Origin of the sequence: Bartonella sp. AA2SXKL (assembly GCF_042197205.1) — a bacterium.
Taxonomy (GTDB): Bacteria; Pseudomonadota; Alphaproteobacteria; order Rhizobiales; family Rhizobiaceae; genus Bartonella.
Genome location: NZ_JBHIRN010000015.1, coordinates 1 through 24,601, shown reverse-complemented (window position 1 = coordinate 24,601; position 24,601 = coordinate 1). Strand labels below are relative to the sequence as shown.

Annotated in this window: 6 protein-coding genes and 1 pseudogene; 6 read left to right on the top strand and 1 reads right to left on the bottom strand. The window is 38.1% G+C overall.

Translation table 11 applies throughout. The features are described from left to right. Nucleotides 1-908 precede the first annotated feature (908 nt). On the bottom strand, nucleotides 909-2,039 hold the full coding sequence (locus tag ACFINS_RS08385; RefSeq protein WP_375632454.1) for a metallophosphoesterase: 1,131 nt from the start codon (nucleotides 2,037-2,039) through the stop codon (nucleotides 909-911). Nucleotides 2,040-2,817: 778 nt separating this feature from the next. Between ACFINS_RS08385 and ACFINS_RS08380 the strand changes: the two are divergent. The 6 genes and pseudogenes from ACFINS_RS08380 to ACFINS_RS08355 all read left to right on the top strand — a co-directional run. Further along, nucleotides 2,818-5,223 (top strand): annotated as a pseudogene (locus ACFINS_RS08380) (beta strand repeat-containing protein); the annotation flags it as partial. A 666-nt stretch (nucleotides 5,224-5,889) separates the two neighbouring features. Continuing rightward, nucleotides 5,890-9,123 (top strand): autotransporter outer membrane beta-barrel domain-containing protein, encoded by a 3,234-nt coding sequence (locus ACFINS_RS08375; RefSeq protein WP_375706083.1) that lies wholly within the window; start codon nucleotides 5,890-5,892, stop codon nucleotides 9,121-9,123. Nucleotides 9,124-9,281: 158 nt separating this feature from the next. Continuing rightward, nucleotides 9,282-9,431, top strand: coding sequence for a hypothetical protein (locus tag ACFINS_RS08370; protein WP_375706082.1), 150 nt, complete (start codon nucleotides 9,282-9,284; stop codon nucleotides 9,429-9,431). Nucleotides 9,432-10,377: 946 nt separating this feature from the next. Beyond that, the gene (locus tag ACFINS_RS08365) at nucleotides 10,378-14,070 is read left to right on the top strand and encodes an autotransporter outer membrane beta-barrel domain-containing protein (protein ID WP_375706081.1); all 3,693 of its coding nucleotides are present in this window, start codon (nucleotides 10,378-10,380) and stop codon (nucleotides 14,068-14,070) included. A 650-nt stretch (nucleotides 14,071-14,720) separates the two neighbouring features. Further along, the gene (locus tag ACFINS_RS08360) at nucleotides 14,721-18,452 is read left to right on the top strand and encodes an autotransporter outer membrane beta-barrel domain-containing protein (RefSeq protein WP_375706080.1); all 3,732 of its coding nucleotides are present in this window, start codon (nucleotides 14,721-14,723) and stop codon (nucleotides 18,450-18,452) included. A 629-nt stretch (nucleotides 18,453-19,081) separates the two neighbouring features. Then, the gene (locus ACFINS_RS08355; RefSeq protein ID WP_375706079.1) at nucleotides 19,082-24,340 is read left to right on the top strand and encodes an autotransporter outer membrane beta-barrel domain-containing protein; all 5,259 of its coding nucleotides are present in this window, start codon (nucleotides 19,082-19,084) and stop codon (nucleotides 24,338-24,340) included. Nucleotides 24,341-24,601: the final 261 nt, after the last annotated feature.

Genomic DNA, 24,601 nt, shown 5'->3' with positions numbered 1-24,601 from the left:
CCAAAAAACTTGGCAAAAACTCTCTTACATCAATGGAACCAATCCACCCCTTAATGCGGCTAGGCAAAGATTTACAATAATCCATCAATTATGAGATAGACGACATAAAGCCTTCACCAATCCAACTCGCTAAATCTTCGCCCGCTTGTTCCATACCAGCCTTGGCACTCTCCGAGAGCTTTTCCTGTGTAAAAAAACTCTTTCTAAACTAGAACTTTTTAAAATCCCCTTTTTACTCCTCTCTCAAAGAAAAGATAAAACTGCCAAAACACGTGAGAGTCATCTAAGGATAATTGCATGAGACCATAACAGCTATAAACAGACTCCAATATTTGTATCATATTATTGTAACGATTTACTTACGTATAAAAGAAGAAGATAAAATTGTAATACAACTAAAAGTTCATACGGTTAATCAAGAGAAATTATACAGCATCACAAAACATCAATTGTTTGAAGATTATAAGTAAAAAATTGATCAAAATAAAAAGCTTTTCTTATGAAAAAGAAAAGAGTTACCCATGAGTAGATATTATAAACTCTAACAAAGGGCATAACTTGATAATTATACTGCAACAAACTAATAGAAACAGCCTTCTTGATAATTCTGGACAACATGTGCTAGCAAATTATGAACACACCCTTGACAAACTCCCCTTTCTTCAAAGATGAAAGCCTAAAAAGAAAAAATAGAATAACAAACCATTATTCTGCTTTGTATTAAAGCTCAGTTCACATTAAACCATTGTACTTATAGCGTATAACCTGAAATCTTAGCAGCTTTGAAAAAAATATGTCTGATTTTTCACTCTATTTCTAAATAACATTTAGACACTCCTACTGCTCTTCAAGTCCGCACATATAATACGCTTTTTCCCTCATGCTTTAAGACAAAGAAACAAATCCTATTATAACTTACTGCAACTTGCCGAAAATTGGGTGTCTTTCCCTATAACACCAAGATCTTTAATTAAAAGCGGTTTTCCTATTTCTCCATTATAGGCTTTAACGTGAATGGTCTTGCCTTTCACATCTATGAGGTAATAATCTCCATTAAAAAGCGCACCAGCTGTATAGATAGGGATATTTCCAAAAACCTTATCATTTTTCGCACGGCAATAAGACTGATAATGCGTGTGACCCACGAAGATTGCTTTAACATTATGAGAGGTAATAATTGACTTAAAGACCGACAAATCTTTAGCATTCTTTTTACGAATAAAAAAGGATTCACCATCAATGGAAGCAGCACGCGCATCATGAAAATTAATGATTGTCACTTTACCTCTTGCATCAGCAGCAGCTAAATCGTTCCTAAGCCAATCTAAAGATTTATTGATTTGCACTTCTGTAGACTGCCCCTTCAAACCAACCGTATAGCTTGGATAATTGTGAAGCTGCACATAGTGAACATCTCCATAATCCCAAGAATAACTCAAACTCCCCCTTATCGAGCGAATATTTCCACCCGAAATGGGAACCAAGCTTTCAGTAACATCTGCATTGAAATGCGATAATTGACTACGGTATTTTTTGATTTCCGATACCATTCTTGAAACTGCACTTATAGCACAAGCATCTTTGTAAAAGCTGAATTCTTGAGGATTTGTACAATTACCAACATTATTGGCATAATCGTGATTCCCTAGCCCCTCATAGACAGGTGCTCCAAGAGTTTTATAAACATTTTCATAATCATCATAGTTTTTTTGTTGTCCAAACTCCGTCAGATCACCATTGACAATATGGAATGCAGCTTTGTGCGCTTTTATCACACCAGCAACCTGCTCATTTATCTTTAACCATGGCTCTCTGTTTGATATTCCATTGGCATCACCAGAGTTTAAACGCCACGGTTGCGGATCAGCCATAATGATAGCAGTATAATTTTTTGTAAGAGACTTTTCTTTCATCGACCAATCCATGAATGCATCATGATAAAGCCTCTTGTCTCTTTTTATTTTTTCAGAATCAAGATTAAAACAACCAGAGAGAGTAAAAGCAATCACGGTGATTACCAATTCAACTTTATATCTCATAAACCTATCGCCATAAAAACGTTACATATTATATTAAAAAATTCCTCAGAAGCAATTTTTTAGATTTTATTGTCAAAAATATGTCAAAAATTCGAAATAACGAAAGCAATAATCCTTCAATGAAGGTGCACTTTGATGATATAAAAGCACTGTTGATTTCAAGCCTTCAACTTGAAGCATCTTCATTGATTAAGATTTATAAGCTTGGGCTCTGGCTCTTTCAAATGTCATCGATACATCAACAGCTTATAAAAACTTAGTCGTATAGTATTAAAATATCCCCAACAGGAGAAAGAATGTATTCTTATATTAGAGCACCCAACTCCTTTGGATATCAAGATCAAATATATTAGAATATTATGATAAATAAGGTATAAATAATCAAAAGTGCTAGCAATAGTGTTTGAGTATTACCGTCATCACTTACTTTTACAAGTTATAAAAATTCAGAATTATTACAGAAAATACTATTATTACTTTATAAAAATAATATAACTTATGTAAGTATTATAATAATATTTATAATTTCTATAATATAGATTTACAATAAATTTAATTATATAATATAAATAATTACAAACACACTGTGTGTTAAATGTAAATTCATACAAATTTAATATTATTTATTTTTTAATTTTGACAAAAAACCAAAAATGTCTTACCAAATAAAGACAATTATCGAAATTAATAACAACTAATAACAACTATCCATTTTCACTTCTTCTTATGAAGTTTGCGGGGAAATGAATATTTGGGGGCTCTCATAAGGAGAATACTGGTGTATAAAACATCCCTTTTATCATGCACGGCTGCGGCTGCTATCATACTATTCAACATCCAGTTCACTGCACATGCTGAAACTCTTGATGTTGCCAACGAAGAAAAAGATATATCCGGAAAAACGTACGAGACTATTTATGTAAAAGACAAAGGAAAAATCACCGGCAGTACTGTAACTGTAACTGGAAATAAAAACACAAATACAGACACAGGTAGCGATAAATATGTTGTAACAGTTGAAGGTGCTAACAGTGCGCTTGAATTAAATGGCTTAAATATTCAAGGCACTGATTCTGATGTTCGTTTTGGTATTTCTGTAAAAGACGGCGCTAACATCAACCTGACTGGGGGGAACATTACAGCTTCTCAAACTGGTGTTTATATTGATGATAGTAAGAATAGTAGAAATATACTACAAAATGTAGTGATATCAGATAATAAAAATGAAGCATCATCACTCCTTGGAATAGAAATAAACAACGAAAGTTTTATCACTTTAGAAAATGTAACAGTTAAGCAAGCAGAAACTGGTATACTTGCGGATGTCGTTTCTCAAGTTATAGTATCCGGAGGATCATTCGAAGGTAAAATGGATGGCGTATATGCTATGGGCGGCACCACCATTACTGTAGATGGCGGTACTAACATTACCTCATCTAATGGTAACGGACTCCATGCCGATGATGAAAATACCACCATAAAAATGACTGGGGGAAGCGTAACTGGAAAAGACGCAGCATTGTATACAAACGACGGTGGTCATATTAAAGTCACGGGCGGTACTCTAACAGCTAAGGAAGATACCACAAGTGCACCTACTACAGAAGGAGATAACCCTGCATATAATAAGGGTACTAAAATTGAGAGTGGATTCGGCGCATTGTCTCAAGGTGAAAACAGTGTGATTGAATTATCTGATACAAAGATCAATGATGCGACAATCGGGTTAAAAACACAAGAAAGTGGCGCAATCGCAATGACTGGGGGAAGCATTACAGCGTCCAAAGTTGGTGCATTCTTTTTAGATAGCAAGAGCAAAGAAAACGAACTGAAAGATGTAGTGACATCAAGTGGGAAAGATGATGCGCCACTAATCAATGGAATCAAGGCAACTAACAGTAATGTCACTTTAAATAATGTAACAGTGACGCAAGCACAAACTGCCATAGATGCATATGATTCCACAGTAAAAGTCTTAGGAGGATCATTTGATGCAGAAAAAGCAGCAATATTTGCTCAAAACGGCGGCAACATCACTTTAACTGGCGGTGCAAAAATTACATCATATAACGATGCTGGACTCTATGCGGAAGGTTCAAAGTCCATCATCGAAATGACAGGAGGGAGCATTACAGCGAAAGAGGAAGCAGTAACGACAACATACGGTGGCCATATTACTGTTACAGATGTCACCCTAAAAACAAATGGTGATGGAATTGGTGTAGCTTCTGATGACCTTGGTAGCATGATTGAATTACTTGGAAAGACAACGATTAGTGATAGTGCAATCGGGCTTCAAGCACAAAACGGTGGTGTAATCAAGATGACTGGGGGAACCATTACAGCTTCTGCAGCTGGTGCTGGCTTCTTAAACAGTAACAGCCGTGAAAACAAACTAGAAAATGTGACAATATCGAGTGGTAAAGACGATGCGCCACTGAACTTTGGAATAAAAGCAGATAAAGGTACCGTCACTTTAAAAGATGTAACAGTGACTCAAGCAGCCGCCGATATATTTGCAGATCATGATTCGACAATAACAATCTCGGGAGGATCATTCCATGCACAAAATGCAACAATATCTGCTCAAAACGGCAGCGCCATCACTTTAACAAACGGTGCAAAAATTACATCATCTGATGATGTTGGATTATATGCTAAAGATTCAAACTCCTCCATCACAATGATAGAAGGAAACGTCACGGGAAAAGCGAGTGCTTTGGTTGCTGAAGATGGTGGTCATATTACTGTTACAGATGTTACCCTAAAAACAAATGATAGCGATAAGTCATTTGGTGTATTTTCTAATGGCGCAAATAGTGTAATTGAATTGCTTGGAAAGACCACAATTAGTGGTAGTGCAATCGGGCTTGCATTCCAAAATGATGGCGCAATCAAGATGATTGGAGGAACCATTACAGCTTCTGCAGCTGGTGCTGGATTCTTAAACAGTAACAGTCATGAAAACAAACTAGAAAATGTGACAATATCGAGTGATAAAGACGATACGCCACTGAACTTTGGGATAAAAGCAGATAAAAGTACCGTTACTTTAAAAGATGTAACAGTGACTCAAGCAGCCGCCGGTATATTTGCAGAGAATGATTCGACAATAACAATCTCGGGAGGATCATTTCATGCACAAAATACAACAATATCTGCTAAAAGCGGCAGCACTATCACTTTAACCAATGATGCAAACATTACATCATCTGATAATGTTGGACTCTATGCAGAAGGTTCAAAATCCACCATCACAATGACGGGAGGAACTGTCACGGGGAAAGGTAATGCATTGGTTGCTGAAAATGGTGGACATATTACTGTTGCAGATGTGGCTCTAACTGTCACAGATGTGGCTCCAAGTGACGACTATATATCGTCTGGTGTATTTTCTGTTGGTGAAGGCAGTGTAATTGAATTACTTGGAAATACAACTATTAGTAATAGTGCACTCGGGCTTCAAGCACTAAACGATGGTGCAATCAAGATGACTGGAGGAGCCATTAAAACTTCTCTAGTTGGTGCTGGCTTCTTAAACAGTAACAACAGCGAAAACAAGCTAGAAGGTGTAAAGATATCGAATAGTAAAGACGATGCGTTACTGAACTTTGGAATAAAAGCAGATAAAAGTACCGTCACTTTAAAAGATGTAACCGTCATGCAAGCAACCAATGCCTTAGTTGCAGATGATCACTCGACAATAACAGCCTCAGGAGGATCATTTCATGCACAAAATACAACAATATCTGCTCAAAACGGCAGCGCCATCACTTTAACCAACAATGCAAACATTACATCATCTGATAACATTGGACTCTATGCAAATAGTTCAAACTCCACCATCAGCATGACGGGAGGAACCGTCACGGGGAAAGGTAATGCATTGGTTGCTGAAAATGGTGGACATATTACGGTCACAAATGTGTCTCTAAATGTTACAGATGTATCTCTAGGTGACGAAGATATATCGTCTGGTGTATTTTCTAATGGCGAAGGCAGTGTAGTTGAATTGCTTGAAGGAACAACGATTAGTAATAGTGAAATTGGACTTACAACAAACGATGGTGGCGCAATAAACATGACTGGAGGGACCATTAAAACTTCTCTAGTTGGTGCCGGCTTCTTAAACAGTAACAGCGGTGAAAACAAGCTAGAAGGTGTGAAGATATCGAATAATAAAGACGATGCGTTACTGAACTTTGGAATAAAAGCAGATAAAAGTACCGTCACTTTAAAAGATGTAACAGTGACTCAAGCAGCCGCCAGTATAGTTGCAAATGATCACTCAACAATAACGGTCTCAGGAGGATCATTTAGTGGACATGATGTAGGAGGAAGCGCCGAAGCCAGCAGTACGATTATCTTAAAAAACAATGCTAACATTATATCATCTAATGGCGAAGGACTCCTTGCAGACGGTTCAGGATCTAAGATCATAATGACGGGAGGATCCGTAGCCGCGAACAAAACAGCGTTATTCGCAATCAACGGTGGGCATATTGATGCCACAGATGTTGCTCTAACAACAGAGGGAAAAGGAAGCGGTGCATTTGTAAGTGGCAATGACAGCACAATTCAATTGCATGGTGATACAATAATTAACAATACTTTGGACGGCCTTGGAGCAGTTAACGGTGGTAAAATCATTAGCGAAAACTTATCGATAATCGGTGGTGAAGCACTTGAAGGCTCCGACAACGAACGCACTGGTATATGGACATCGGACTCTGGTAGTGAAGTTAGGTTAATGGGCAAAACAACCATTCAAAATGTCGATGAAGGGTTTTATGCAGACGGTGGAAGTCAAATCATTAGCGGAGATTTAATTATAACCGGTAGTGAAAGTAAAACAATGACCGTTGGTGTAAACGTTGCAGAAACTGATAGTTTAATTAAGTTAAATGGTAAAACAATCATTCAAAATTTTGATGTTGGTCTTTTTGCAGGAAATAATAGCACAATTAAGATGACGAATGGTTATATTGGAGCAACAGAGAATACAATAAAAAATAAAATAGAAGCAAAAAAAGTTGCACTATGGGCGGCAGCTAATGGACATATTGATCTCAAAGATGTTTCTGTAACAGCAGGAATCAGCGGCTTGCAGTTCTTAGCTCTCCCTAATACCAAAACCGATGAATCAAATGATCCGCAAAAACATCAAAATAGTGAAATCAATTTAACCAATGCAGATATTCACGCTGAAAATGGTACTGGAATTTTCATTGGAGCTTTTACTAACACAAACATTGAAGATATTCCAACTTTATCAATCGGTACAGCAAATCTCAAAAATTCAGAAATCCATGCTGATGTATTGTTAGGAGATGGTCTTTTCGAAGATCCAAAATCTTGGAAAAATGACAATTATTGGAACAATAAAGAGGTTAAAGCGATCTCCAATGGCTCCTTCACATTAAGCGCTGATCAGTCTACTCTAGAGGGCAGAGCGAATATTGCTAAAGACAGAAATGTACGTTTTGATCTGAAAAACAATACGAAATGGACGTTGAAAATCAGCAAAAACGAAAAAGATGCTGATGGCAATCTGCTTGATATCGCTCAAAGATCTCGTTCTGATATTTCCACGCTTAATCTCGATAACAGCTCCATTGTTTTTGAGAAACCAACAGAAGATCACTACCAAACATTGCATATAGGTTCTGGTAAACCAGACACGCAAGCGGTCTATAGTGCAACGGGAGACGCAAAGATTTACTTCAACATTGCTTGGAGTGATGGCGTAGTAAGTGCCGATCAAAAAACCGATAGACTTCTGATCCACGGTGATGTCTCAGGCTCCACAACAGTTTATATCAAAAGCGATTCTGGAGATGAAAGTAGTGTAGTCGATGCTGCTGATCCTTCAAATATAGGTGGCCTCTCGCTCATTCAAGTATCTGGAAAAGCACAAAAAGACTCTTTCAAACTCGTAAATGGCTATACCACAAGAAATCGTTTGCCTTATAAATATACGCTAACGGCCTATGGACCAGAGTCAAGCCACGGTACAGCCGATGTTGCACAAAGCCTCTTTGATGAAAAGAATGAAAATTTCTGGGATTTCCGCTTACATAAAGAAATTCTTGAAACGGATTCTGGTTCTGGTCCAAGTGTGATCGTCCCTGTAGCACAAACGGCCAGTTACTTAGTCATGCCAAATGCTCTCTTCTATAGTGGATTAACCGATATGGCTAAACAAAACGCACTCTTAGCCAATATCAGAACATCTGTCTTAGGAAAAGAAGAAGAAAAACAAACCGGTTTCTTCCTCTATACTTACGGAAACACAGGAACCTTATCTTCCAAGCGCGGACCTCTCAAATATGGTTATGGTGCTGACATCCGCTATGCTGCTCTCCAAGCCGGTGTTGCATTCGCGGCATTAGAAGGACAAAATACCACAACACATTTCGGTCTTGTAGGCACCTATGGGCGGCTATCTTTCACTCCAAAAGATATGGATGATGTAAGTAAGAGCACATTGGATAAATGGTCACTAACAGCTTATGGCAGCGTGCAGCATGACAATGGTTTCTATATGGATACACTGTTATCCTATGGAATTCTAAAAGGAGATATCACCAATGCTATCATTGGCAAAACCGCAAAATTGCAAAATGCCAAAATGTTGAGTATCTCCACCACTGTTGGCAAAGAGTTTGCAACCGGAATGGAAAGTTTAACATTTGAGCCACAAGCACAAATTGCCTATCAACATTTGATGTTTAATACCATTGAAGATGCTGATAATTTTACCGTTGATATGAAAAATCCTTCTCAATGGTTGATCCGTGTTGGTGGACGTTTGACAAAAACCATTTCCACTGAGAACAACCGTCCGATGTCTTTCTATGGAAAAGTAAACTTGATCAAAACCTTTGGTGATAATGGTACCATTCATATTGGTAGAAACTTTGACCTTGATCCTATGGGACCTGCAATTGAAGGCGGCGTTGGCATCAATGCACAACTCTCCCACAATTTCTCGCTTCATGGTGATGTCAGCTATCAACAAAAGCTTCAGAAAACGGGTACATCTGGAGCAAATTTCTCAGGCGGCATACGCTATCAGTTTTAAAACAAAACTGTCAAAACAGCGTATTTCTTTTCTATGTATTAACAAAAAGGCAGCACGATGTGCTGCCTTTTTTATTCTTGACACCCTTTCATAAAAAGATTGCTCGAATAGCTTTTGTTCTTTATCTTCCCAAGATCATCTCCATCAAGATTTATTGATTGACAAGGCTAGGTATAGTTTTTGATGCATACCAGATTGAAGCAGTTGCTCGTACACAGGTAAAAAAGCGCTTTCGTTATAATCCTGAAAAGACAGCTGTGGAAGGTCTTGCCAATTTGCTGGAATTGGGGAGCGTGAAATGCGTGTAGCAGTCTTTGCGCAAAAGAATGAAAATATGCACCAAAGCGGGTGGTTATGCTTAAGGGTGAAAATAAATTCAGTGTTTTTGAGAAATCTGCCCCTTACGCTGTCTTAGATATTGAATGGCATTTATCTCTCATAAACAAAAATGTCGCAAAGCGCTTCATCTCCAAGTGAAAGCAAAACTTTCAGAAAAAACACCTTATATATATTTATTGATAAATCGCGCTTGCTTCATAAAATCCCCTTCCCCTTTTTCTCAAAGCAAAAAGAAAATGTAAAGTTTTACTGTCGTAAGTAAATAAAAAGCACAAGCTACTATTATTTTCCTCTTGACACAGGAAACATACTGCAAAATATTTCTTTACGCAGATAGTTTAATTAAATACACCCAAAAAACAAAGACATCAACCACTTTATTAAAATACTCAAGAAGAAACTAAGATTTATAAAAGCATCAATCAGTGCTCTTTAGCATATTTATAAAACACATTGCATCCAATATAAAACACCTCAGATCTAAAATTAAGTAAACTTTTTTAATTTTTGCTGACGGCTGTTCCCAACGATGCTGTCCCCCCTTTATTCTCCTTAATGCATCAAAATATATGACAGTACTGTGATACCCTTAAAAAAGTACAAACAAACAACGATCATTTGCTTATAATATTGTCCTTAAATATCATTTTTAATATTTTTAATTATATATTTAATACGTAATAAATAAAACTATAAATATAATATGACTTAAATGTAAATATATACATTAATTATTATGTTTTTTAATTTGACTATAAGTAAATTATAAAATAGTGATCAGGAAGAATGTTTTTTATAGACCATTATTTATTTTCTTATATTGTTTGTTCTTCTTATAACAAGTGGAGATATGGAAAACAGGAAAAATATTTGTAGCTTAATTTTTGTAGCTTAATTTAAGTGAGGAGAACATAAATGTCTAAAAAGTCTCTTTTATCATATACAGCAATTGCAGCAATTCTATTATTTGGGACCTACCACAACACACAAGCGGAAGAACTTAAAGTTTCTGATGGAAAAAAAATGGAAGTCTCTAAAGAAAGCTACGAGAATATTTGGGCAGAAACGGGTGGAAAAATCATCGGCAAGAATTTAAAGCTGGGGAGTACCTCTCCAACACCACCATCTGTTACAACCGTTGTCACCGTTAAAGGATCCGATAGTTTGATTGAATTATCGGACAATACCATCATTGGTGCTCCACTTGGAACTAAATCTTCCTATGAATACGGCGTTAATATATCGGACAACGCTACATTCAAAATGACAGGAGGTTCTATCAATGTTGATAAAACCGCTATTCAGCTAAATGCTGGTAACGGAAATATGGAAAATGTCACAATAACAAGTGAAAACAGCGAACCCTATAACGCAATAAAAGCTGAAAAAAAAAGTAAACTCACTTTGAAAAATATAACTGTTAAAAAAGCAAAAAACAGCATCTTTGCAGATAACCAAACTCAAGTAACAGTTATCGATGGATCTTTTGAGGCAAACGAAACAGCAATCAATGCTCGAAACGGTAGTATCATTACTTTAAACAATAAGGCAAAAATCACATCACTTAACGGTGATGGGCTCAATGCCATTGGTGAGCAATCAAAAATTTTTATGACAGGGGGAACTGTTACTGGGAGCAATAGTGTATTATATACAAAAGCTGGTGGATATATTAATGTTAAAGATGTTGTGCTCACAGCAGATGGTAAAGGAACAAAATTCGGTGCTTTTGCAAGAGGTCACAGCACTATTGAATTGAATGGTAACACAACAATTAAAAATGCTTCGATCGGTGTTAAAGCCGAAAGTGATGATGCGACAATCAAGATGACCGGAGGATCGATTGAGGTCACAGGAGACAAAGCAGTAGGTGCATCATTTCTTAACACCACCAGCAAAGAAAACACGCTGAAAGATGTAAAAATATCAAGCGGAAATGATGACTTTCTTATGGATAAAGGAATAAGTGCTGACAAAGGAAGTATTGTCACTTTAAATAATGTAACCGTCACGAAAGCAAAAAACAGCATCTTAGCAGATAACAAATCTCAAATAACAATCACCGGCGGATCTTTTGAGGCAAAAGGAGAAGCAATAATTGCTCAAAACGGCAGTAGCATTACTTTAAACAATGGTGCGAAAATCATTTCATCTGAGCATAATGCGCTGAGTGCCATTGGTGAGCAATCAAAAATTTTCATGACAGGAGGAACTGTTACTGGGAGTAATAATTCATTATATGCAACTTTGGGTGGATATATTCATGTTAAAGATGTTGCACTCACAGAAAATGGCGAAAGTTCAGTTACAGGCGCATCAGCTGAGGGCCCAAACAGCGTCATTGAATTAAAAGGAAAAACAACGATTACGAAGACTCTCTTTGGTCTTTATGTAACGGATGGAGGCAAAATCACAAGTGAAGAATTAACGATAAAAGGGAAGAGAACAAATATTGAGGGAATCGAACTGCCCAGCATGGGTGTAAATGCTGCTGCAAATAGCGTCATTGAATTAAACGGAAAAACAACGATTGAAAAAGTTGATTTTGGACTTGTCGCATCCAATAGCACGATTAAGATGATCAATGGCGCTGAAAACAAAATAGATGCAACACTAATTGCACTAAAGATAAACAGAAATGGACATATTGATCTCGCAAATACTTCTGCAACAGCAGGGGTTGCTGGGGTGAATTTTACAGATTTGTCTAAAAATAAGTTAAATGGCCTAAGTAATAGTAATCCACAAGATTGGCAAAACAGTGAAGTTAATTTGACCAATACAGATCTGATCGTTGAAAATGGTATTGGAATAAATACCGATGAATCAATGGGAAAAATTAATCTCAAAAATTCAAAAATCCTTGCAGATACGTTATTCAAAAACATAAAGCAGAAGACAAAACCTGTTGAAATGTTTACTTTAACCGCAGACCATTCTGTCTTACAAGGCGGTGTAAGAAATGACGAAAATGGGCAAACACGCTTTGATCTGAAAAACGACACAAAATGGACGTTGAAGATCAGTAACAATGAAAAAGATGCTGATGGAAAACTACTTGATATTGCTCAAAGATCTCGTTCCGATATTTCTACGCTTAATCTCGATAACAGCTCCATTATGTTTAGCAAGCCAACAGAAAAACAGCATTACCAAACTTTGTATATAGGTTCTGGTAAACCAGACACGCAAGCCGTCTACAATGCCTCTGGTGACGCAAAAATTTACTTCAACGCACAATGGAGTGATGGAGCACCAATCGCCGATCAAAAAACCGATAGGCTTTTGATCAATGGAAACGTCTCAGGCAACACATCAGTTTATGTTTCAGGACGCGTAGAAAAGAACAGTAGTCAAGCAAATACCTCTGCTGCTCCTAATGTACGGGGGCTTTCACTCATTCAAGTTTCTGGAAAAGCAACTGAAAACTCTTTCAAACTCGTAAATGGCTATACCACAAGAAATGGTTTACCAGATATGTATACACTACGTGCCTATGGACCAGACTCAAGCCAAGGAAAAGCCGATATTGCGCAAAACCTCTTTGATGAAAAGAATGAAAATTTCTGGGATTTCCGTTTACAACCCGAACTGCTTGGCTCCAATTCTGGTTCAAATCCTGATCCTGAAACAAATATCCCTACCGTTGCTCCTGTACCACAAACAGCAAGCTATTTGGTCATGCCAAATGCTCTCTTCTACAGTGGATTAACCGATATGGCTAAACAAAACGCACTCTTAGCCAATATCAGAACATCTGTCTTAGGAAAAGAAGAAGAAAAACAAACCGGTTTCTTCCTCTATACTTACGGAAACACAGGAACCTTATCTTCCAAGCGCGGACCTCTCAAATATGGTTATGGTGCTGACATCCGCTATGCTGCTCTCCAAGCCGGTGTTGCATTCGCGGCATTAGAAGGACAAAATACCACAACACATTTCGGTCTTGTAGGCACCTATGGGCGGCTATCTTTCACTCCAAAAGATATGGATGATGTAAGTAAGAGCACATTGGATAAATGGTCACTAACAGCTTATGGCAGCGTGCAGCATGACAATGGTTTCTATATGGATACACTGTTGTCCTATGGAATTCTAAAAGGAGATATCGGCAATGCTATCATTGGCAAAACCGCAAAATTGAAAAATGCCAAAATGTTGAGTATCTCCACCACCGTTGGCAAAGAATTTGCAACCGGAATGGAAGGCTTAACATTTGAGCCACAAGCACAACTTGCCTATCAACATTTGATGTTTAATACCATTGAAGATGCTGATAATTTTACCGTTGATATGAACAATCCTTCTCAATGGTTGATCCGTGTTGGTGGACGTTTGACAAAAACCATTTCCACTGAAAACAACCGTCCTATGTCTTTCTATGGAAAAGTAAACTTGATCAAAACCTTTGGTGATAATGGTACCATCCAGATTGGCAGAGATTTTGACCTTGATCCTATGGGACCTGCAATTGAAGGCGGCGTTGGCATCAATGCGCAACTGTCTCACAATTTCTCCCTTCATGGTGATGTAAGTTATCAACAAAAGCTTCAGAAAACTGGTATATCTGGTGCAAGCTTTTCAGGAGGAATACGCTATCAGTTTTAAATCAAGGCTGTAAAAATAGCCTATTCATTCTATTCAATTTAATAAAAAGGGCAGCACAATATGCTGCCCCTTTTGTACATTAAAGTCATCCTTTTTCCTTTTAAAGCACCCTTCCCTCTTAATACTTAGTTCTTTACGAAAATCACCAAGACAAGACACAACAAACGCAACAGAGCACTTCCACCCCCAGTGGATGAAGAGTACTTCCTACTTTGAAAAAAAGAGAAGTCTATTAGAAATAAATTAATACCACTGTGTTGAAAGATGAAAGCCCACTTTAAGCCCAAGTAAGTTAGCTTTTTTACTAGCTTCTTCTACATCCTTTTTTGTTCCCTCATAACCCCAATTTGCGTCATATAATAATCCCTACCATCACGTAAAAGATGTTATGGTACCACTATATCAGTATCTCACAATATTTCTCTGAATAATAATATTCAAAATTATAATTCTTTAAATAAAATCAATTATAAATACATTTTGTATTAGACATAATTAATATCAATTATTTTTTAATTTTGACAAAAAACCAAAAATGTCTTACCAAATAAAGACAATTACTGAAATTAATAACAACTATCCATTTTCACTTCTTCTTATGAAGTTCGCGGGGAAATGAATATTTGGGGGCTATCATAAGGAGAATACTAGTGTATAAAACATCCCTTTTATCATGCACAGCTGCAGCCGCTATTATCCTGTTCAATATCCAGTTCAGTGCACATGCTGAAACCCTCGTAGTTTCTGAGGGAAAACAACAAGAAGTATCCGATAAAACCTACGAAACTATTCACGCAAAAGACGGTGGCAAAATCATTGGAAAACATTTAACCATTGTTACGAATAAAGATATAAACCAAGGCACAAACCAAACCGTCTATGCTGTAACAGCAGAAGGTGCTGACAGTGCGATTGAGTTACTGGATGGCACAACCATTAAAGGCACTGGTTCTGGTATTTTCTTAGGCCTTGAAGCCAAAGACGGTGCTACACTTCAAATGACTAAGGGAACAATTACATATTCTGGAATGGAGGCCTCCTCATCTGGCATTTTATCTAGCACTGGTGCTTCCTTTTCTGACAGTAAGAGTAAAAAAAACAAGCTGGAAGACGTGGTAATATCGAGTGAAAACGATAACAGTTCACTATCCTTAGGAATAAGTGCTAAAAACAGCACAGTAACCTTGAACAATGTAACCGTTACTCAAGCACTAAAAGGCATATTTGCAGATGATCACTCGACAATAACAATCTCTGGAGGATCACTCGATGGGGAAACTGATGGGGTATATGCTGGAAACGGCAGCATCATTACTTTAAACAACAATGTTACAGTCGCATCATCTAAGGGTAATGCACTCCATGCAGATGGTATAGAATCCAAGGTCACAATGAAAGGAGGGACTGTCATAGGAGGAAATTTGAATGGACATGAAAACGCATTACTTACAAAAAATGGTGGACGTATTGAAATTACGGATGTTACTCTAACAACCGATAACTTCGGAAACGGTGCACTTGCACTTGGTTCTGATAGCATAGTTGAATTAAAAGGCAATACAAAGATTAACAATGCTTTGAACGGTCTTGGAGCATTTGATGGTGGTAAAATCACCAGCGAAAATTTAACACTCATCGGTTCTGGAGCAAAAGAAGAAAGCACTGGTGTAGGAGTTGACCTGCCTAACAGCAAGATCGAACTAAATGGAAAAACAACCATTGAAAAATTCACACATGGGCTTGAGGCACGAAATGGTGGACAGATTGATGTCACGGATATAGCTTTAACAACGAATGACGCGGGAACCGGTGCACTTGCACTTGGTCCTGATAGCAGAATTGAATTGCATGGAACGGCAACGATTAATAATATTTTGAAGGGTCTTAGAGCAATAAATGGTGGCAAAATTACCAGCGAAAATTTAACAGTAGTCGGTGGTAAAGCAATTAATGAAAATCTCGGCAAAATAAGCACTGGTGTACGGACAGAGGATTCTGGTAGTGAAATTCAGTTAACCGGCAAAACAACCATTCAAAATGTCGATGAAGGTTTTTATGCAGACGGTGGAAGTCAAATCATTAGCGGAGATTTAACAATAACCGGTGGTGAGTCCGAAGCAGCAACCGTTGGTGTAAACATTTGGGATGCCGATAGTATAGTTGAATTCAATGGCAAAACAACCATTCAAAATGTTGATGTTGGTCTTTTTGTCATTGAAGGTAGCACAATTAAAACGAGCAATCGTGCTATTGATACTAATTCTAAAGGCCTAGATACCCAATCCGATACTCCTCAGAAGGGGAAGAAAAATACAATAGAAGCAAAAATGGCTGCACTGGTTGTAATAAATGGCGGACATATTGATCTGACAGATGTTTCTGCCACAGCAGAAGTTGCCAGTTTACAATTCGCAACTTTCTTTGATAATAATCCGAATAGCTCGCATGATCCGCAAAAATATCATAGTAATGAGATCAATCTGACTAATGCAGAGCTTCATGCTGAAAATGGTACAGGAATTTTCGTTAGAACTGTTGTTGAAAAAAGCATCGAAGATGCTGCTGCTCCATCAATCGGCACAGTCAATCTTAAAAAATCAGAAATCCATGCTGACGTATTATTAGGAGATGGTATTTTTTGGGACAAAACATCATGGAAAGATAAAGATTTGTGGGATGGTAAAGAGGTTAAAACGATCTCCAACGGCACCTTCACATTAAGCGCAGATCAGTCTATTTTAGAGGGCAGAGCAAATATTGCTAAAGACAGAAATGTGCACTTTGATCTGAAAAACAATACAAAATGGACGTTGAAAACCAGCAAAAATGAAAAAGATGATGATGGCAATCTCCTTGATATCGCTCAAAGATCTCGTTCTGATATTTCCACGCTTAATCTCGATAACAGCTCCATTATCTTTAATGGACCAACCGAAGATCATTACCAAACATTGCATATAGGTTCTGGTAAACCAGACACGCAAGAAGTCTACAATGCAACGGGTGATGCAAAGATTTACTTCAACACGGCTTGGAGTGATGGTGCTGCAATAAATGACCAAAAAACCGATAGGCTTTTGATCAATGGGAACGTCTCAGGCAACACATCAGTTTATGTCACGGGGCGCTTAGAAGAGAACAATATCGAAGCAAATACCTCTGCTGCTGCCAATGTCCGGGGTCTTTCACTCATTCAAGTTTCTGGAAAAGCAGAAGAAAACTCTTTCAAACTAGTAAATGGCTATACCACAAGAAATCGTTTGCCTTATAAATATACGCTAACGGCCTATGGACCAGAGTCAAGCCACGGTACAGCCGATGTTGCACAAAGCCTCTTTGATGAAAAGAATGAAAATTTCTGGGATTTCCGCTTACATAAAGAAATTCTTGAAACGGATTCTGGTTCTGGTCCAAGTGTGATCGTCCCTGTAGCACAAACGGCCAGTTACTTAGTCATGCCAAATGCTCTCTTCTACAGTGGATTAACCGATATGGCTAAACAAAACGCGCTTTTAGCCAATATCAGAACATCTGTCTTAGGAAAAGAAGAGGAAAAACAAACCGGTTTCTTCCTCTATACTTACGGAAACACAGGAACCTTATCTTCTGAACGCGGACCTCTCAAATATGGTTATGGTGCTGATATCCGCTATGCTGCTCTCCAAGCCGGTGTCACATTCGCGGCATTAGAAGGACAAAATACCACAACACATTTCGGTCTTGTAGGCACCTATGGGCGGCTGTCTTTCACTCCAAAAGATATGGATGATGTAAGTAAGAGCACATTGGATAAATGGTCACTAACAGCTTATGGCAGCGTGCAGCATGACAATGGTTTCTATATGGATACACTGTTATCCTATGGAATTCTAAAAGGAGATATCACCAATGCTATCATTGGCAAAACCGCAAAATTGCAAAATGCCAAAATGTTGAGTATCTCCACCACTGTTGGCAAAGAGTTTGCAACCGGAATGGAAAGTTTAACATTTGAGCCACAAGCACAAATTGCCTATCAACATTTGATGTTTAATACCATTGAAGATGCTGATAATTTTACCGTTGATATGAAAAATCCTTCTCAATGGTTGATCCGTGTTGGTGGACGTTTGACAAAAACCATTTCCACTGAAAGCAACCGTCCAATGTCTTTCTATGGAAAAGTAAACTTGATCAAAACCTTTGGTGATAATGGTACCATCCAGATTGGCAGAGATTTTGACCTTGATCCTATGGGACCTGCAATTGAAGGCGGCGTTGGCATCAATGCGCAACTGTCTCACAATTTCTCCCTTCATGGTGATGTAAGTTATCAACAAAAGCTTCAGAAAACTGGTATAAGTGGTGCAAGCTTTTCAGGTGGCATGCGCTACCAGTTTTAAATCAAGGCTGTAAAAATAGCCTATTCATTCTATTCAATTTAACAAAAAGGGCAGCACAGTATGCTGCCTTTTTATCTCTCCCCTATTCTTTTCTACCAATACACACCGCCAACATTTTTCTTTAAGAAAATTAGTTAAAAAACTCAAGACAATAAAATATCGCGCTTTTAACTAGTAAAAATATCCCTTGAAAAAAACTAAAAGTCGATTGAAAAATCAATGAGCGCTATTTTATCGTAACCGTGTTAAAGAAAAACATGAAAGCTATGGTATCATCTTTGGTTTCATGATGTTGGAAGAGATCCCTATCAGGCTCAAGTATACAGTTTTTTGAAATTTTCTTGCCTATTTCTTTTCTTTAAGCATAAGCAACAAGTTTTATGCAAACATAACACATATCTTGAATAGAAAAACTTATAATACTTACATAATATTAACATAATGTATTCATTTAATACTAAATGAATTTAAATATAATACATTATATGCTAAATGTATAAGTTAATTTATACTTTACACAAAAATAAAAATATCCTATTCACGTTCCATCTCTAAAATATCCATCCATTTGATATCCTTCTTATAAGCGGGGGAAGAGTGTGTGGCTCTTATAAGTTAGGAAAATCTTGATGTGTAAAAAATCCCTTTTATGCTGCACAGCTGTCATAGCTGTCATGCTATTCAACACCCATCTCAATGTATATGCTGAAACTCTTGAAGTTTCCGGCGAGAAAAAAAAAGTATCTAACACAACGTATGAGATTATTAATGCGAAAGACAACGGGAAAATCACCGGCACACATTTAACTGTGGTTGGGAATAAAGACACGGATATTTATGCTGTAACAGCTGAAGGTTTTGGCAGTGCGATTACATTACTGCAAGACACAGCCATTAAAGGAACTGATTTTGACATTCGTCTTGGTCTTAATGCAAAAGATGGTGCTACAATCAAAATGACTGGAGGCATTATTACGATTTCTGAAATTGGCGCTTTCTTCGAAAACAGTATGAATGATAAAAATAAGCTGGAAGGTGTAACAATATCAAGCGGTAAAGATGGCCACTTCATGGACAAGGGAATAAATGCCGACAACAAAAGCAAAGTTACTTTAGAAAACGTAACAGTTACGCAAGCAAACACCAGTATATTTGCAAATGATCATTCTGAAGTAACGATTTTAGGAGGAGAATTTGATGGAGAACTCAAAGGAATATCTGCTACGGAAGGCAGCGCTATTACTTTAACCTATAGTGAATTAGCCGATAATAAAAAAGGCAGTGTTCAAGTTACATCATCTCATGGTGACGGACTCTATGCAAATGGTGCACAATCCACAATCACAATGATAGGAGGATCAGTCACTGGAGAAAATACAGCATTACTTGCAGAAAATGGCGGACATATTGACGTCACAGATGTTACTTTAAAAAAAGATGGCACCGGAATCGGTGCAATAGCTAATGATGTTGACAGCACAATTGAACTACACGGAAATACGGTAATTAATGACGCTGTAATTGGGCTTTATGCAACAAACGGTAGCACAATCACAATGACTGGAGGAACCATTACGGCTTTTGAAACTGGTGCGTTCTTCAATGAGAGTAAAAGCGATAAAAACAAATTAGAAAATGTAACCATTACTTATGCAAATACCAGCATAAGTGATCAAGACAAGCTAGAAAGTGTGAAAACATCGGACAATGAATTAGACCCTGGATGGGAAAGTGAATTAGAAAATGAAAAAGAAGAGTTTTTATACACAGGAATAACGGCCTTTGCCGGAAGTCATCTCACTTTAGAAAATGTAACCATTACGCAAGCAGACACCAGCATATCGGCAGAAGATGGTTCACAAGTAACGATATTAGGAGGAGCATTTGATGGAGAACACACAGGGCTATACGTAATGAACGGCAGCTTCATTACTTTAGCCAATAGTAAAGAAGGCAGCGTTCAAGTTACATCATCTGATGGTGATGGACTCTATGCAGACGGTTTATTCTCTACAATCATAATGATGGGAGGGACAGTGACTGCGGGAAATAGAGCATTATTTGCACAAAAAGGTGGATATATTAAGGTCACAGATGTTGCTCTAACAACGATGGACGGAAACGGATACGGGGCAGCTTCCACCGATCCTTACAGCTTTATTGAATTGGATGGAGAGACAACGATTACTAATGCTATAAATGGACTTGATGCGGAAAACAGTGGTGTCATCATAATGACGGGAGGAGCTGTAACTGCAAAAAGCGCAGCATTGTTTACCATGAACGGTGGATATATTAAGATCACAGATGTTGCTCTAACAACGATGGACGGAAACGGATACGGTGCAGCTTCCACCGATCCTGAAAGCTTAATTGAATTGGATGGGAAGACAACAATTAATAATGCTCTCATCGGACTTTATACAGAAAATAGTGGCACTATCTCAATGGCGGGTGGAACTGTAACTGGGAAAAGCGCGGCAGTACTTACAAAAAGCGGTGGACATATTAAGGTCACAGATGTTGCTCTAACAACAATGGATGGCAACGGATACGGTGCAGCTACCAGCGATCCTAACAGCTTGATTGAATTGCATGGAAAGACAACAATTAATAATGCTTTCATCGGACTTTATACAGAAAATAGTGGTACTATCACAATGGCGGATGGAACTGTAACCGCAACAAACATGGCACTGTTTGCAGCAAACGGTGGACATATTAAGGTCACAGATGTTGCTCTAACAACAATGGATGGCAACGGATACGGTGCAGCTACCACTGATCCTGACAGCTTGATTGAATTATATGGAAAGACAATAATTGATAATGCTTTCATCGGGCTTAATACAGAAAATAGTGGTACTATCACAATGGCGGGTGGAACTGTAACCGCAACAAACATGGCATTGCTTGCAAAAAGCGGAGGACATATTAAGCTCACAGATGTTGCTCTAACAACGATGTATGGCAACGGATACGGAGCAGCTACCTCCGATCCTGAAAGCTTGATTGAATTGCATGGAAAGACAACGATTAATAATGCTTTCATCGGACTTTATACAGAAAATAGTGGTACTATCACAATGGCAGATGGAACTGTAACCGCAACAAACATGGCATTGCTTGCAAAAAGCGGGGGACATATTAAGCTCACAGATGTTGCTCTAACAACGATGTATGGTAACGGATACGGAGCAGCTACCTCCGATCCTGAAAGCTTGATTGAATTGGATGGAAAGACAACGATTAATAATGCTTTCATCGGGCTCAATGCAGAAAACAGTGGTGCAATCACAATGACGGGAGGAACTGTAACCGCTGCAAACATGGCATTGCTTGCAAAAAGCGGTGGGCATATTAAAGTCACAGATGTTGCTCTAACAACAATAAATGGTAACTATGGCGCAGCGACCACCGATCCTGATAGCTTGATCGAATTGCATGGAAAGACAACAATTAATAATGCTTTCATCGGGCTTAATGCAGAAAATAGTGGTGCAATCACAATGACGGGAGGAACTGTAACCGCTGCAAACATGGCAGTGTTTGCAAAAAACGGTGGGCATATTAAGGTCACAGATGTTGCTCTAACAACGATGTATGGTAACGGATACGGTGCAGCTACCACCGATCCTAATAGCTTGATTGAATTGTATGGGAAGACAACTATTGATAATGCTGTAACCGGACTTGATGCAGAAAATAGTGGCACAATCATAATGACTGGGGGAACAGTAACTGCGAAAACCATGGCATTGTTTGCAATGAACGGTGGACATATTAAGGTCACAGACGTTGCTCTAACAACAATGGATGGCAACGGATACGGTGCAGCTGCCAGCAATCCTTACAGCTTAATTGAATTGCATGGAAATACAGCGATTAGCAATACTTTCATCGGACTTTATGCAGAAAACGGTGGCACGATTAAAATGAATGGAGGGACCGTAGCAGCAAAAGGATCAGCATTTGTTGTAAAAAATAGCGGATATATTGATGTAACAAATGTTTCTGCAACAGCAGAAAACAGTGGCATAATATTTGATAAATCCGAGGACGATAACGCCTTAGAAATCAACTTGACAAATACAAAAATTCGCACTGAAAATAGTATTGGAATTAACGCAGACCAATCAATCGGTATAGCCAATCTCAAAAATTCAGAAATCAGTGCCGATATTTTATTAGCAGCAAAAGCTTCAACTAAAGAAAATAATTTTGCTTTTACACTAAATGCTAATCACTCGGTATTAAAGGGAAGAGCAAAAATTGCAGAAAACAGAACCGTACGCTTTGATTTGACAAACAAGACAACATGGATATTGAAAACCAGTACAAAAGAAACCGATGATGATGGAAAACTGCTTGCTATTGCTCAAAGGTCACGTTCTGATATTTCTGTGCTCAATCTTAATGATAGTTCTATTGTTTTTAATGGACCGGTAGAAGATCATTATCATACATTGCATGTAGGATCTGGAATACCAACCATTCTAGCAGTCTATAATGCCTTTGGTGAGGCAGAAATTCATTTCAACGCTATATGGACTGATGGTGTTGCAATAGATGCACAAAAAACCGATAGGCTTCTCATTCACGGTGATGTAGCAGGCACCACAACAGTTTATGTCAAAAGTGTTTCAGGGGATAAAGAGAGTGTAGAAAATGCTTCTCCTCCTTCAAATATAGGTGGACTTTCACTTATTCAAGTTTCTGGAGAAGCAAAAGAAGACTCCTTTAAATTGAAAAATGGCTATACCACCATAGGAGGAACTCCTTATAAATATACGCTAACTTCCTATGGACCAGTATCAAGTTATGGCAAGGCCAATGCTAACCAAAACTTATTCGATGAAAAGGATAAAGATTTCTGGGACTTCCGCTTGCAGCCTGAATTTCTTGACCCCGATTCAAAAGTAAGAGCAGTTGTACCACAAATGGCAAGCTATTTGGTTATGCCAAATGCCCTCTTTTATACTGGATTGGCCGATATGGCCAAGCAAAATGCACTTTTAGCCAATATGAGAACAACAGTCTTGGGAGAGCAGAAAAATCTAAAAAACAGTTTCTTCCTCTCTACCTATGGGGGTACAGGAACCTTATCCTCGAAACGCGGTCCCCTTAAATATGGTTATGGTGCTGATATTCGCTATGCTGCTCTCCAAGCCGGTGTCACATTAGCGGCATTAGAAGGACAAAATACCACGACACATTTCGGTCTTATAGGTACCTATGGGCAGCTGTCTTTCACTCCAAAAGAGATGCAGGATGCAAGTAAAAGCACCCTAGATAAATGGTCTCTCACTGCCTATGGTAGTGTACAACATGACAGTGGTTTCTATATCGATACGCTTTTATCCTATGGGATAATAAAGGGCGATATCACCAATGCTATCATTGGTAAAACCGCGAAATTGAACAATGTAAAGATGTTGAGTATTTCCACCACCGTTGGCAAACAATTTTCTACCGGAATGGAAGGTTTAACCTTCGAGCCCCAAATACAACTTGCTTATCAACATTTGATGTTTGATACCATTGAAGATGCTGATAATTTAAAAATTGATATGAACAATCCTTCTCAATGGTTGATCCGTGTTGGTGGACGTTTAACCAAAACCATTATGACCACTGAAAATGGTCCTGCCATTTCCTTCTATGGAAAAGCAAACTTGATCAAAACCTTTGGTGATAATGGTACCATCCAGATTGGCAGAGATTTTGACCTTGATCCTATGGGACCTGCAATTGAAGGCGGCGTTGGCATCAATGCACAACTGTCTCACAATTTCTCTCTTTACGGTGATGTAAGCTATCGACAAAAGCTTCAGAAAACTGGTATAAGCGGTGCAAACTTTTCAGGTGGCATACGCTATCAGTTTTAAATCAAGGCTGTAAAAATAGCCTATTCATTCTATTCAATTTAACAAAAAGGGCAGCACAATATGCTGCCTTTTTTGTACATTAAAGTCATCCTTTTTCCTTTTAAAGCACCCTTCCCTCTTTATACTTAGTTCTTTACGAAAATCACCAAGACAAGACACAACAAACGCAACAGAGCACTTCCATCCCCAGTGGATGAAGAGTACTTCCTACTTTGAAAAAAAGAGAAGTCTATTAGAAATAAATTAATACCACTGTGTTGA